5 protein-coding genes are annotated in these 14312 nt (G+C 74.3%); all 5 read right to left on the minus strand.

Going from position 1 to position 14312, the window contains the following annotated elements:
- The 5 genes from ACIBG8_RS29710 to ACIBG8_RS29730 are packed head-to-tail and all read right to left on the minus strand — an operon-like array spanning position 1 to position 14306.
- On the minus strand, positions 1 to 5109 hold the full coding sequence (locus ACIBG8_RS29710) for a beta-ketoacyl synthase N-terminal-like domain-containing protein (protein ID WP_397346305.1): 5109 nt from the start codon (positions 5107 to 5109) through the stop codon (positions 1 to 3).
- Complete coding sequence (locus ACIBG8_RS29715; protein ID WP_397346306.1) at positions 5106 to 8444, minus strand: amino acid adenylation domain-containing protein; 3339 nt, start codon at positions 8442 to 8444, stop codon at positions 5106 to 5108. Before ACIBG8_RS29715 ends, ACIBG8_RS29710 begins: the two co-directional genes overlap by 4 nt.
- Positions 8441 to 11416: a thioesterase domain-containing protein gene (locus ACIBG8_RS29720; RefSeq protein WP_397346307.1), complete on the minus strand. Its 2976-nt coding sequence runs from the start codon at positions 11414 to 11416 to the stop codon at positions 8441 to 8443. Before ACIBG8_RS29720 ends, ACIBG8_RS29715 begins: the two co-directional genes overlap by 4 nt.
- Positions 11413 to 12963 carry a beta-ketoacyl synthase N-terminal-like domain-containing protein gene (locus ACIBG8_RS29725; RefSeq protein WP_397346308.1) on the minus strand — a complete coding sequence of 517 codons (1551 nt, stop codon included), beginning with the start codon at positions 12961 to 12963 and terminating at the stop codon, positions 11413 to 11415. The genes ACIBG8_RS29720 and ACIBG8_RS29725 overlap by 4 nt, the downstream gene beginning before the upstream one ends.
- Positions 12963 to 14306: a DUF6002 family protein gene (locus ACIBG8_RS29730; RefSeq protein WP_397346309.1), complete on the minus strand. Its 1344-nt coding sequence runs from the start codon at positions 14304 to 14306 to the stop codon at positions 12963 to 12965. Before ACIBG8_RS29730 ends, ACIBG8_RS29725 begins: the two co-directional genes overlap by 1 nt.
- Positions 14307 to 14312 lie beyond the last annotated feature (6 nt).

Genomic DNA, 14312 nt, shown 5'->3' on the forward strand with positions numbered 1-14312 from the left:
CTACCTCCTGGACAGTCGCGGAATGGCGGTCGGCGCAGCTTCCTTGACGGCGCCGAGCTGCTCTACCCGGGCGGCCATCTGCTCGACCGTGGGCGCCTCGAACAGGGTGCGCATCGGCAGCTTGACCCCGATCGCGGCCCTGACCTGGGCGATGAGCTGGACGGCCACCAGCGAGTTGCCGCCCAGGTCGAAGAAGTCGTCGTCGGCGCCGACCGCGGCCACGCCGAGCACGTCGCCCCAGATGCGGGCCAGCGTGCGGGCCAGCTCGCCCTCTGGCGCGGTGTAGGGGGTGTCACGCTCGACCGGCTCGGCGACCACGACCTCGATCGGACGCCGCTCGCGCTCGGTCACGTCGGCCAGCGACGTCGCGCTGACGACCACCTGCGGCCCGAGGTCGAGGGCGCGCAGGAAGGCCGTCACGCCCTCGGCCGGGCGGATGCCCTCGCCGGTGGCCGCGGCGGGCGCGCCGCCGAGCGCGAGCGCGCCGGGGTCGACGCGGCGCAGCGTGAACTCCTCGATCTCGACCAGGACGGTTCCCGCCTCGTCGAGCAGCGTGACGTCCACGGCGACGATCTCGTCGCCGACGCTGCGGTGGCGCAGGTGGCTGAGGAAGCGGTCGGGCAGCGCCGACCTGACCAGCAGCCTGCCGTAGCTGAGCGGCAGGTAGGAGCCGCGGCCCAGCGCGTGGCTGAAGGAGGTGGCCACGTCGAGCGTGGCCGGGTGGAGCACCCACGCCTCGGGCTCGACGGCCTCGATGACGGCCAGTTCCTCGCCGTCGCCGCTCCACATCCGCGACGGCTCGCGCCAGTGCGGACCGAACGCGACCGTGCTCACCCGCCCCTGCTCGGTCGGTACGGCAGGCCGCATCCTCCCCTGCAGCGCCGCCGGATCCTGGGGAAGCGCGGGCTCGGCGAGCACCCAGGCCGCGCTGCCCGCCGTACGGGTCCTGCCGTCCGAGCTCACCTCGAAGCCGCCGCGCGCGTCGAACGCGACGACGACCTCCGAGCTGCCGGGCACCGACAGCGGCTCGGTGAAGACCACGTCGCTCAGCTCGACCGCGTACCCGTCGCCCGGCGACGGGACGCAGGCGGCGAACGCCGCACGCACGCACTCCAGCTGGCCTGTCGCGGGCAGCACGGGCGTGCCGCCGATGCGGTGCTCGTCGAGCACCCAGTGCGTGGGCGCTGAGATGAGGCCCTTGGCCAGCAGCCCGTTCCTGGTGCGCAGGATCGGGTGGTCGATCGGCTCAGCCGCCGCCTCGCCGCGCGCCTCGGCCGCCATGCCGACCTCCAGCCAGGCGCCCCAGTTGAGCGACACCAGGCCGTGCGCCCTGGCGAAGGCGTCCTGGAAGGCGTTGGCCGCGGTGTAGTCGACCTGGCCGACCCCGCCGGTCAGCGCCGTGACCGAGGAGCACAGGACGAAGAAGTCCAGCTCCTCGCCGGAGAAGGCCTCGTGCAGCGCGAGCGTGCCCGCCACCTTCGGGGCGAGGACGGCGCGCGCCTGGTCCAGGTCCTTGACCTCGATCATGCCGCCGCCGGGCAGCCCGGCCGCGTGCACGATGCCGTCCAGCCCGCCGTAGACGGCTCCGGCCGCGAGCAGCTGCGCGGCGTCGGTGACGTCAGCGGTGACCATGGCGACCTGGCCGCCCGCCGCCTCGACGCGGCGGATCACCGACACCGCCCTGGCGGTACGGCTGTCGCCCGGACGGTCCCACTCCTCGCGCGGCGGCAGGCCGGTCCTGCCGACGAGCACGAGCCTGGCCTTGTAGCGGGTGCCGAGCTCCTCGGCCAGGGAGATGCCGATGCCGCCGAGCCCGCCCGTCACCAGGTACCGCCCGCCCTCGCGCAGCGCGCCCGGCGCGGGCGCGGACACCGGGGAGAAGCCGCGCTGCCAGCGGCGCCCCGCGCGCAGGGCGACGACGCTCTCGGACGGCTCGCGGCGCAGCTCGGCGAGGAGCGCAGCGTCGGTGGTCGACGGGTCGACGTCCACGTGGGTGACGGTCAGGCCGTCGATCTCCAGCGGCGCGACCCTGGTGACACCGGCCACGGTGGCGTACTCGGGCCTGGTCAGGTCGCCGCCGAGCACGTCCTCCGTGCCCTCGGTGAGCACGTCGAGGCGCACCTCGGCGTCCGCCAGCGCCTGCGTGAGGAGCAGGAGGCTGAAGAAGCCGCGCTCCTGGGCCAGATCGGCGTCGCCCGCGAGCGCCCACGCGTGGATCACGCGGGAGACCGGGGCGGCGGCCACGAGCGCGTCGTAGTCGGCGCGCTCGCCCGGCCTGATGGTGAAGCCGTCCGTGGTCCGGGCGAACGCGTCGCCCGGCCGCACCTCCACGACCTCGGAGCCGTCCGCCCGGAGAGCGGCGGCCAGGCGGCCGTCGGTGGTGAACAGCAGGCAGCGGTCGATCGGGTCGCCCACCGGGGTGGGCGTGAGCTGCTGCCAGACCGGGACCTCGAACCAGTCGTCCATCGTGCGCGCCACCGGCGGCGGCGCGGACACCGCGCCGGCGCCGGGCTCCACGAAGTGGCGCTTGCGCTCGTAGGGGTAGCCGGGCAGGGGCACCCGGCGGCCCTCGCCGCCGAAGGCGACGGGCACGCCGCTCACCCACAGGCGGGCGGCCGTGCCGTACAGGGTGGTCAGGTCGCCGGCCTTCTCGGCCGGGCCGGGCAGGCTGGACAGCGGGGCGAGCGCGCCGCCCGCGATGGCCTCGCGCAGCTGCATCCTGGCCAGGCTCGACAGCTGCTTGCCAGGACCGCACTCCAGCAGCACCCACGACCCCTCGGCCAGCAGCGTGGCCACGCACGCGCCGAACAGGACGGGTTCGCGCAGGTGCCTGGCCCAGTAGGCCGGGTCGACCGCGTCGGCGTCGGTGATCCAGGTGCCGGTCACGTTCGACAGGAACGGTACGGCGGGGGCCTGGCGCGGGACGGCGGCGACGAGCGCCTCGAACGCGCCCAGGATCGGGTCCATCATCGAGGAGTGGAAGGCGTGCGAGGTGCGCAGCGGGGTGGAGCGCACGTCCTGGGCGCGCAGCAGCTCGGCGAACGCCGACACCGCCTCCTCGGTGCCCGCGACCACGCAGGTGCCGGGCCCGTTGACGGTGGCGATGGACACGTCGGGGGTGAGCAGCGGCGCGACCTCCGCCGCGTCCCGCTGTACGGCCAGCATCGTCCCTGCGGGCATCGACTGCATGAGGCGGCCGCGCGCCGCCACCAGCCGCAGGGCGTCGGGCAGCGAGAAGACCCCGGCGAGCGTGGCGGCGACGTACTCGCCGATGGAGTGGCCGATCATCGCGGCCGGCCGTACGCCGCGCTCCTGCCACAGGGTGGCGAGGGCGTACTCGATGGTGAACAGCGCGGGCTGGGTCAGGTGCGTCTGGCGCAGCAGCTCGTTGTCGTCGCCGAAGATCGCCGCCTTGAGGTTCAGCTCGGGCAGCAGCTCGGCGCACCGGTCGACGGCGTCGGCGAAGACCGGCTCCGCCTCGTACAGCTCAGCGCCCATGCCCGCGTACTGCGCGCCCTGGCCGGAGAACAGGAACGCCACCCGCTGCTCGCCCGCCACGCCCGTGACGCTGCGCTTGCGGTCGCCCAGCGCGGCCACCGCGTCGGCGAGCCCTTCGGCGACGACCGCGAGCCGGTGCGGATACTGCTTCCTGCCCGCGCGCAGCGTGAACGCGACGTCGGCCGGTGACAGCTCGGGGGAGCGGCCCAACCGGTCGGCCAGCTCGGCGCGCAGCGCGCTGAGCGCCTCCGGCGTGCGGGCGGAGAGCTGCAGCAGCTCGGGCCGCACGGGAGCGGGCGCCGGGTCGCGCGGCGGCGCCTCCTGGAGCACGATGTGCGCGTTGGTGCCGCCGATGCCGAACGAGCTGACGGCCGCGCGCTTGGGCCCCTCCCACTTGGTCAGACTGGAGACGACGTAGAAGGGGCTGGCCTCGAAGTCGATGGCCGGGTTGGGGCGCTCGTAGTTGATGCTCGGCGGGATCAGGCCGTGCTCCATCGCGAGCACCGTCTTGATCACGCCGACGACGCCGGACGCCTGGCTGAGGTGGCCCACGTTCGACTTGACCGAGCCGATGCCGCACCAGCCGGTCTCGCCGGTGTCGCGGCCGTAGACGGTGGAGAGGGCCGACAGCTCGATCGGGTCGCCGAGCGAGGTGCCCGTGCCGTGCGCCTCGACGTAGCCGATCGTGCGCGGGTCCACGTCCGCCACGCCGAGCGCGGTCGCGATCACCTCGGCCTGGCCCTGCACGCTCGGCGCCGAGAAGCCGACCTTGCTCGCGCCGTCGTTGTTGATGGCGTTGCCCAGGATGACGGCCCTGATGGTGTCGCCGTCGGCCTGCGCGTCGGCCAGCCGCTTGAGCGCGATCACGCCCACGCCGCTGCCCCACATGGTGCCGTCGGCGTCCGCGTCGAAGGGCCGCACGTGGCCGCCGGGGGAGGTGTAGCCGTCCGCGCCCAGGTAGCCGCGCCGGTGCGGCAACTCCACGCAGACGCCGCCGGCCACGGCCATGTCGCACTCGCCGTTGCGCAGCGCCTCGGCTGCCAGGTGCACCGCGACCAGCGAGGTGGAGCAGGCGGTCGTGACGGTCAGGCTGGGGCCGCGCAGGTTGAGCCGGTAGGAGACGGTGGTGGCGATGTAGTCGGTGTTGTTGCCCACCGACAGGCCCAGCGCTCCCGCGCCGCCCGCGATCCTGGGGTTGGTGCGCAGGTTGAGCCACTGGTACTGGTTCGGGCCCGCGCCGCCGTACACGCCGATCTCGCCGTCGTAGCGGTCGGGGTCGTAGCCCGCGTCCACGAGCGCGGCGTGCGACTGCTCCAGGAACAGCCGCTGCTGGGGGTCGGCAAGCTCGGCCTCGCGCGGCGACATGCCGAACAGTGGGGCGTCGAAGCCCTCCATGTCGGTCAGGACGTGCGCGGCGGACACGAACCCGGGGTCGGCCAGCTCCGCCTCGGTGACGCCCAGCGCGAGCTGCTGCTCGCGGGTGAAGGTGGTCACGGACTCCACGCCGTCCACCAGGTTGCGCCAGAACCTGTCCAGGTCGTTGGCGCCGGGGACCCTGGCGCTCATCCCGATGATCGCGATGCGCTCGGCGCCTTCGGCGAACTCCGTCACTTTCTGCCTCTTCTCCTGTTACGGCGCGCTTCGGCCCGTTGGTCGGCCCGGTCGAGCGTCGGTTGGCCGGTGTCGCCGTCGAGATGGGCGGCGATCGCGCGTACGGTCGTGTGCTGGAACAGGTCGACCAGGGCGAGGCGTCGCCCGGTGAGCCTGCCCAGCCGGTCCTGGACGACGGCGAGGCCCAGCGAGGTGCCGCCGACGTCGAAGAAGTTGTCCGTGGCGCCCACCGAGTCGCGCCCGATGATCTCGCACCACACCTGGGCGACGAGGAGCTCGGTGGGGGTGGTGGGCGCGGCTCCGCTGGAGATGACCCGGGCGAGCTGCGCCTGGCTGACGCCCTGGGCCAGCACCTCGACGCCGGGCAGCACGTGCTCGCCGACCGGCCGTTCCGGCGCGGCCGCCGCCTCGGCGAGCAGCGTCGTGTACGCCGCGAGCAGCGCCTCGATGCGCGCCGCCGCGAACAGATCGGGGTTGTAGACGCAGTCGATCGCGTAGTGCCCGTCCCGCTCGACGGCGTAGATCGTCAGGTCGAACGGCGAGCCGGGCAGCCCTGGCTCGACCCGCTCGACCTGGACGCCGGGCAGCTCCAGGTGCGGTTCAGGGAAGTTGTAGACGTTGAACAGCACCTGCACCAGCGGCGCACGGCGCGGGTCGCGCGGCAGGGACAGCGCCTCCACCACGCGTTCCAGCGTCGCGCCCGGGTGGGCGAGCACCGCCAGGAACTCCTCGCCGCAGGCGCGCACCCGGTCGGCGAAGCTCGCACGCGCGTCCGCCCGCACACGCAGCGGGACGACCTCGACGAAGAAGCCGACCAGGTCCTGGAAGGCCTCGTGGCGGCGGTCCGCCATGGGCGTGCCGACCACGAGGTCGTCGCGGCCGGTGGCCAGGCGCAGCACCTCGCAGAAGGCGGCGAGCAGGACCGCGGGAACCGTGGTCCCGAGCTCGGTGGCCAGCGTTTTTACCGCGTCCGAGGCGTCTTGTGGCAGCGCGGTGGTGGCGAGGGCGCCCTTGTACGTCTGCGCCGGGGGACGCTGGTGGTCGGCCGGGAGTTCCAAGGTCGGGGGCGCGCCGGTCAGGTGCTCCTTCCACCACGCCAGGTCCTCCGCGCCGCGCCTGGCGTCCCTGGCGGACCGCCACCCGGCGTAGTCGGAGAACGTGCTCGGCGGGGCTGTGAGCTTCTCGCCCGCGTAGGCGCCGGCCAGGTCGTCCAGGAGGGGGCGCTCCGACCAGCCGTCGAAGACCGCGTGGTGGAAGGTGAGCGCCAGGACGTGGTCGTCGGGCGCCAGCCGTACGAGCCTGGCCTGCCACAGCGGGCCTTCGGCCAGGTCGAACCGGTGGGCGGCCTCGGCGTCCAGGACCCGTCGCAGGTCGCCGGTCTCCTCGATCGGGAGTGGCACGGGACCTGGCGGGTCCACCACCACGTACGGCACGCCGCCCGAGTCGCGGATGCGCCAGCGCAGCACCTCGTGCCTGGCCGCGACCGCCTCCAGCGCGGCGGCGAGCGCGGCCACGTCCAGCGGGCCACGCAGCCGTTCCGCGAGGGAGATGTTGTAGGCGGAGCTGTCCGGCGCGAGCTGGTCGGCGAACCACAGCCGGTGCTGCGCGGCGGTCAGCGTGGGCGGGCTGTTCCGGGGGACGGGGACGTCGTCGCCGGGGCGCGCCGCGGAGATCGCCTCGATCAGCCCGGCGAGCGTGCGCCCGGCGAAGATGTCCTCGACGGCGACGGGCCGCCCTAGCTCCGCCCTGATGGCGGACACCAGGCGCATCGCGCTGATCGAGTGGCCGCCGCTGGCGAAGAAGTCGTCGTCGAGCCCGGCCTCGGCGACCCCGAGCACCCGCGCCCAGAGCCCGGCCACCCGCCGCCCCAGCTCGGTCTCCGGCGCCGCTGAGCCGCGCTCGGTCCGCGGCGTCATGGCGAGCAGCGCGGACGTGTCCACCTTGCCCGAGGCGAGCAGCGGCAGCCGGTCGAGCGCCAGCAGCCGCGAGGGCACCATCGCCGAGGGAAGGCGCTGCGCGCAGTAGGCGAGCACCTCCTCCTCCACAACGTCCTGCGGGGTGCAGAACGCCATCAACCGGTCGCCCGCCATCTCCACCACCGCGTGGCCGATCGACGCGTGCGCCCGCAGGACGGCCTCGATCTCGCCGATCTCGACCCGCTGGCCCCTGATCTTGACCTGGCGGTCGGCCCTGCCCAGGAACATCAGCTCGCCGTCGCCCTGCTCGACCACGAGATCGCCGGTGCGGTAGAGCCGCGCTCCCGGCTCGCCCCACGGGTCGGGCACGAACCGCTCGGCGGTCAGCGCGGGCCGTCCCAGGTACCCCCTGGCCAGACCGGGCCCACCGACCAGCAGCTCGCCCGGCGTGCCGGGCGGCACGGGGTTCAGGTCGGCGTCGACCACGTGCGCGCGGTGTCCCGTCGTGGCCCGGCCGATCGGCAGCGGGCGCTCCCAGCGACCCGACGTCTCGAACGCGGTCACGGAGACGGTCGCCTCGGTGGGCCCGTAGCAGTTCATGAACCTGCGCCCGCCGGCCGACCAGCGCTCCACCTGCTCCGGACCCGGAGCCTCCGCCCCGGTGATCACCATGCGCCAGTCGGGCAGCCCGGCCGGGTCGAGCAGCGGCAGCACGGACACGGGAAGCGTGCCCCAGTTCACGCCGTGCTCGGCGGCGAAGCGCTGCAGCCTGGCGGGGTCGGCCCGGTCCTCCTCGCCGGCGAGCTGGATCACGCCGCCCGCGGCCAGCGGCACCATCAGGTCGACGACGGACACGTCGAACCCGAGCGCGGCGAAGGCGAACGCCCTGGTGTGCTCGTCCGCGCCGGTGAGCGCGCCGAAGCCGACGGCGTAGGCGAGCAGGCTGCGATGGCTGATCATCACGCCCTTGGGGCGGCCCGTGGACCCCGAGGTGTAGAGCACGTAGGCCAGATCGTCCGGGGTGGCCGGGCACGCGAAGGGATCACCCGCTTGCGAGGGCACGAGGACGGCGACCCCGTCGACCAGGCCCTTCGTCTCCTCGTCCACGACGACCACGTCGATCCCCGCGTCGGCGGCGATCTCGGCGCGGCGCACCGGCGGGCCGTCGGGGTCGAGCGGCACGTAGGCGCCGCCGGACAGCAGCACGCCCAGCACGCCGATGACCATGGACGGCTTCCTGCGCAGGCAGATCCCCACCCGGTGCTCGGGGCGCACGCCCATGTCCCGCAGCTCGGCGGCCAGCGCGCTCGCCCGTCCGGCCAGCTCGCCGTACGTCAGGGTCCGTCCCCACTGCTGTACGGCGGGCGCGTCCGGACGGCGCGCCGCCTGCTCCAGGATCAGTTCCGGCAGGTTGCTCATGAGACCTCCCTTGCTGGGACGGGGTCGGTGGCGTGCAGCCGCAGCTCGGTGAAGTAGCGCCGCCCCGCCGCGTCGGCCAGCCACGCCTGCTCGGGCGCGGGCAGCAGCTCGGTCACCACCAGCCGCGTCGCCGGTTCGCCGGTGCGGCGGATCATCGCGCACAGCAGCGACGCGTACAGCGGGCTGCCCAGGTCGACGTAGGTCGGCTTGATCTCGGTGCTCAGCTTGACGAACACCCGCTCAGGCAGCCCCAGCTCCCGCCGCCACGCGCGGACGGCCAGGTAGCACGCGCGCTCGCCCTTGGCGGCCGCCAGCCCGGTGGCCCCGGCCGTCGTGCGCCACGTCTCGCGCGCCACCACCAGGCGGCCGATCGAGATGCGCGGGGTGTGCCCCTCGGCCGCGCCGGTCAGCTTGAACCCGTCGACGGCGTGCATCGAGATCAGCGCGGCGAACGTCTCCAGCAGCGGCCAGCGACGCCCGTCGGGGGCTACGGCGATCAGCTCGCCCTGCTCCTCGACCACGCTGACGGTGACGGCGGGCAGGAGCCGGTCGGGGTCGGCGCCCGGCGCCGCCGCCCAGCCGAGCTGGGCGACCTCCGGGCCGTCGAGGCTGGCCGAGACGCGGCCGGTGTAGCGGGGCCAGTCGGCCGGGTAGAGCGGCCTGACGCGGCGCGCGCCGACGTCGGCGTCCAGGGCTTCGCGCAGGGTTTCCGGGTGGGGGTGCAGCCGGGTGAAGACGGCGCAGTCGAAGGTGGGCCAGGCGGCGTGCATCTCGCCGAGCACTACCAGGTAGTCGCCGCGCTCGATCGCCTCCGGGCTGTCGGCGCAGATCTGCAGGTCGGGGCTGTGCAGGCGGCCGGTGGACCAGCCGGGGGCCGCTGCGGGGAAGGCCTTCGCGGCCGCCTCGGCCAGGTCGGCCGGGTCGAAGTGCAGGGGGGCGTCCTGGGCTCCGGTCAGGCCGAACAGCACGGCCCAGCGCTGGGCGAACTCCCTGGCCACGTCGTCCACCGGGCGCTCGCCCGAGCCGAACAGCAGGCCCTGGGCCAGGAACCAGACGTCGGCCAGGCTCACCGTGTCGCCCTCGGCGCGTAACTCCTCGTACAGGTCGCGCAGGGCGGCGCCGTACTTCGCGGCCAGTTCGGCGGTCAGCCAGCGGGCGGCGCGTAACAACAGGGCGAGGGGTTCTGCGAGCTCGTCGAGGAGCGGCCCGCCGAAGGTGACGTCCACGTCGCGCACGGTGTCCTCGTAGACGAGGCCGCGCCCGGCGTACGTCTGCCCGGCGCGGCGCTGCGGCGGCAGGCCGGTCACGGCGGTGAACTCGGTATCGAGCGCTTCGAGGGCGTCCTTCAACGCGTCCGGGTCGCCTGCCGCCGCCGCCACCCGGTCCTTGGCGGCGCACAGCCGGTCCAGCCCGGCGAGGGCCTCCTCATCCGTCAGCATCGTGCGGAGGAGCCGGTCGGTGTCGGGGACCTGGGGAAGGTCGCTCGCCCACGACAGCAGGGCGCGCTCGTCCAGCCGGTCGAGCAGGGTCATGGCGTCGGCCGATGTGCGAATGCCCGCCTGACCGGCTGCTTCCGAAGCGATCATGGACGCGGTGCGTCGACCGTCGCACAGGGCGAGGACCGCCGCCTCGGCGGCCGACACCGGGAGGGGTGGCTGCGCGGGGCGCAGCAGGTGGCGGCCGTCCAGGGCGAGCTGCGGCTGCAGCGCTACCGGCAGCAGGTGCCGGTAGGCGGCGGCGAAGGCGCGGATCGCCCAGTCCTCGAAGCCGACCAGCCGCTCCCTGACCAGCTCCGGCCCCACCCGCACGCTGATCGCCGGCGCCTGCGGGTCGATCGTGGACCAGGAGACCGGGCCGAAGAAGCCGATCGTCTCGTTCTTGGCGCAGTAGCGCTGCCAGTACTTGGCGAGCATCAGCTCGCGCGCCCGCCGGTCGCGGTTGCGCGCCTGGTCCGGCCCGCCGCGGACGAGCCCGTCCAGGGACAGCAGCGCGTTGCGGTTCTGCCAGGTGAGCGCCTCCCTGAGCAGCGGGTCGGCGGCCAGCTCGCTGGCACGCGCCCCGCTCTGGGCCAGGGTCCGCGCCAGCAGCTCGTCGAAGACCTGCACATCACCGCCGTCCAGCAGCTCGTCGGCGGCTTTCGCCAGGTCGGGGGCGGCCAGCAGGTCGAGCCCGTCGGCGGGGAAGCCGGTGCTGCGCAGGATCGCCTCGCGCCACACCGACCAGCCGGTCCCGCCGAGCGGCACCAGGTGGCCGCCCGCGAGGTCGGCGGCGACCGTACGGAGAATGAGGTCCCTGCTGTCGTGCAGGAAGAAGTGACCGCCGGGCTCGACGTGCAGGTCGAAGGCGCCCGAGGTGTGGGTGGCCCAGTGCCGCATCGCCTCGACCGGCACGGCCCTGTCGTCCGTACCCGCGAAGGCCGTGATGGGCACGGGAAGGGGCTCTTCAGGGGTGTAGCGGTGGGCGTCCAGCCAGCCGAAGTCGGCGCGGAACACCGGCACGAGCAGCTCCAGCAGCTCGGGCTCGCCCATCACCTCGGCCGACATGCCGCCCAGCTCGTCCAGGCGCCCCAGCAATTCCTCGTCGCTCACCTGCGACAGGCCTTCGAGCGGGTCGACCAGGTCGGGCGGGCGGCACCCGCCGACGTAGAGGTGCGCGGGCAGGGGCGCGCCGCGCCTGCGCAGCTCGCGCACCACCTCGAAGCCGAGCCTGCCGCCCATCGAGTGGCCGTAGATCGCGTACGGCCGGTCCGCGCGCTCGGCGATGGCCGTGGCCAGCGCGCCCGCGTCGACCGGCGTGCGGTCGCCGATGCGCGCCTCCCTGCCGGGCAGCATCACGGCGAGCACCTCGAGGGCGGGCCCGGCGGCGGCCGACCAGCCGCGGAACGCCGAGGCGCCCGCGCCCGCGTACGGCAGGCAGAACAGCAGCGCCTGCGCGCCGGGCCTCGGGTGCGGGGTGCTGAACCAGTGATTCACGGCCGGTCCTCGATCCAGTAGCGCTGTCGCTGGAAGGGGTAGCCGGGCAGCGACACCCGGCGTCCTGCGGCCCGCGGCTCCGGCGGCTGCGGGACGCTCTCCGCGCCGCGCAGCACCCCGATCGCCTCCTCGACGTCCCTGCACCAGGCCACGAACCGGTGCGTGAAGGCCCGGCGGCCGGCCAGCGTGAAGGCCACGTCGTCCAGCCGCAGCCCGGGCTCGGACTCCAGGTGGTCGGCCAGCCGGGCCTTGGCCTCCTCCAGCGCCTCGGGCGTGCGCGCGGAGACCTGCAGCGCCTGCCAGCCGGGGGCGCACGGCTCGCGCGGCTCCTGCGGCGGGGCGCTCTCCACGATCACGTGCGCGTTGGTGCCGCCCAGCCCGAACGAGCTGACCCCGGCCCTGCGCACCTCCAGCGGGTGGTTCTTGACCGGCACGAAGAACGGACCGAAGTCGATCTCCGGGCTCGGCTCGTCGAAGTGCAGGTTCTGCGGGACCACGCCGTGCCGTACGGCCAGCACCGCCTTGATCAGCCCCACCGCGCCCGCCGCCGCGTCCAGGTTGCCGACGTTGGTCTTGACCGAGCCGAGCGCGCACGAAGCGGGCGCGAGGCCGGGGCCGAACGCCTGGGAGAGCGCGGCCACCTCGATCGCGTCACCGGCCAGGGTGCCGCTGCCGTGCGCCTCCACGTAGCCGATCCCGGCGCCGTCGAGCTCCGCGCTCGCCAGCGCCTCGGCCACCACCTGCGCCTGGCCCTTCAGCCCAGGTGCCGAGAACCCGGCCCTGGTCGCGCCGTCGTTGCCCACGGCCCAGCCGCGCAGCACCGCGTAGACCTGGTCACCGGCCTCCTCGGCGTCTTCGAGCCGCTTGAGCGCCAGCACCGCGACGCCACTGCCGTAGGCGGCCCCCTCACCCGCCGCGTCGAACGCCCGGCACCGCCCGTCCGGCGAGACCAGCCCACCCGGCGTGTGCCGGAACCGCGGCTCCATCACGCTGACCCCGCCCGCCAGCGCGAGATCGCACCGGTAGTCGGCCAGCGCCGTCGCCGCCGTGCACACCGCGACGAGCGAGCTGGAGCAGGCGGTCTGCACCGCGACCGCCGGGCCCGTGAGGTCGAGCCGGTAGGCCACCTGCGAGGGCAGGTAGTCGGCCGACCACCCCGGCGCCAGGTCGGCGTCGCGGTCGAACTGGCGCAGCAGGAAATACCTGTTGATCGCCGACCCGGCGAAGACGCCGACCAGCCCGTCGGACGGCCCGGCGTCCTCCAGCGCGAGCCACGCCTGCTCCAGGAACAGCCGGTGCTGCGGGTCCATCGCGACCGCCTCCTCCGGCGAGATGCCGAAGAAGGCCGCGTCGAAGTCGGCCACGCCGTCCAGCCGCCCACCGGCCGGGACGTATCCCTCGCCGATGCCCAGGGCGCGCAGCTCGTCGGCGGTGTAGTCGTGCACGGCGTCCACGCCCGCCAGCAGCCCGCGCCAGAAACTCGCCACGTCGGGCGCGCCGGGGAAACGCCCGGCCATACCGACGACGGCGATCGCGTCGCCACCCATCAGCGCAGTACCGCCCCGGCGACGTCCTCGACGGTGCTCACCGGGGTGATCGCGTCGTGCTCGAGCAGCCGGTAGTCGGCCGCGCCGTACGAACCTGAACCGTGGATCACGATGTCGGCGCCCGGCTCGACCAGGCCCCTGTCGACCGCGTTGAGCACCCCGGTCATGGCCATGACCAGCGACCACTCGCGCAGCGTGCGCAGGTCGGCGGGCAGCGGGCGGCCGGAGACGGACAGCAGCTCGCGCAGGCTCGGGTAGCGGGCGACGCACTCGGCCAGCGACACCACGATGCCGTCGCCGCCGTGCCTGGCGATGATGTCGTTCATCGCCGGGGACGTGGCCGGGCGGTGGGTGTAGAAGGTCGGGTCGAGCACCTCGTCGGGGTCGTAGGTGACCTGCGGGAAGCGCGGGTCGGCCGACTGGGTGTGGAGGCCGTCGGCGCCCGGCGCGTAGGCGGGCAGGCCTGAGCGGTCGAAGTCGCCGTTGCGCAGGTTGAGGACCATGTCCGGGGTGCCGAGGTGCTGCACCAGCAGGCTGGCCGGGCGGGTGGCCGGGTCGGCCAGGCCGTCCTCCTCCAGGACGGCGCGCCCGCGGTGGTAGCCGAGCAGGCCGAACGCGCTGGACACGGCGTGCGCGTGCAGGCGCGGCGTCTCGCCGATCGGGTCGGCCTCGTGCTCGAAGAACGCCCTGGCGGTGTCGGCGACCAGGTAGTTGGCCAGGTCGAGGGAGTACCAGAGGTTGCCGACGTCGCCGGTGTACTTGTCGGCGAAGGCGCGGCCGATGGCCTTGACGTCCTCAGGCTCCGGCCCGCCGTACACCAGGACGGGGTTGAGCTCGCGCAGCACCGGGTCGGTGGACAGGCGGCTGGAGCGCAGCTTGGCCAGGCAGCCCTCGGGCGCGAGCACCACCACGCGCAGCTGCTCGGGCTCGACGAGCCCGGCGTCGATGGCGCGCAGCACGGCGTCGCGCAGCGCGGTGCCCTTGTTGGCCGAGGTGGGGGAGAAGATCGTGATCGGCTCGCCGTACCTGCGGATGTACTCGACCGCCCTGGCCACGATGAGCAGGGAGGGGAAGGTCTTGGTGGTGCCCGTGCCCGGGTTGCGGGTCAGGTCGAGCAGCGTCAGGCGGTGCCCGCCGTACGAGCCGATGCCCTGCCAGGTGGCGGTGGCGACGGACAGGAAGTCGAGCAGGCGGTCGTCCAGCTCTGGCAGCAGGAAGCCGGGGGAGAAGACCGAGCCGTTCCTGACCGGGGCGGTGTCGTCGGCGCAGGCGGCGATCGAGCGTGGCAACCGGTCGTAGAAGTCGGCCAGAAGGTTGGATTCTGTGAGGACGGAGTTCGGCATCGTTGA

The organism is Nonomuraea sp. NPDC050556 (assembly GCF_044457355.1).
In the GTDB taxonomy this organism is placed as follows: domain Bacteria; phylum Actinomycetota; class Actinomycetes; order Streptosporangiales; family Streptosporangiaceae; genus Nonomuraea.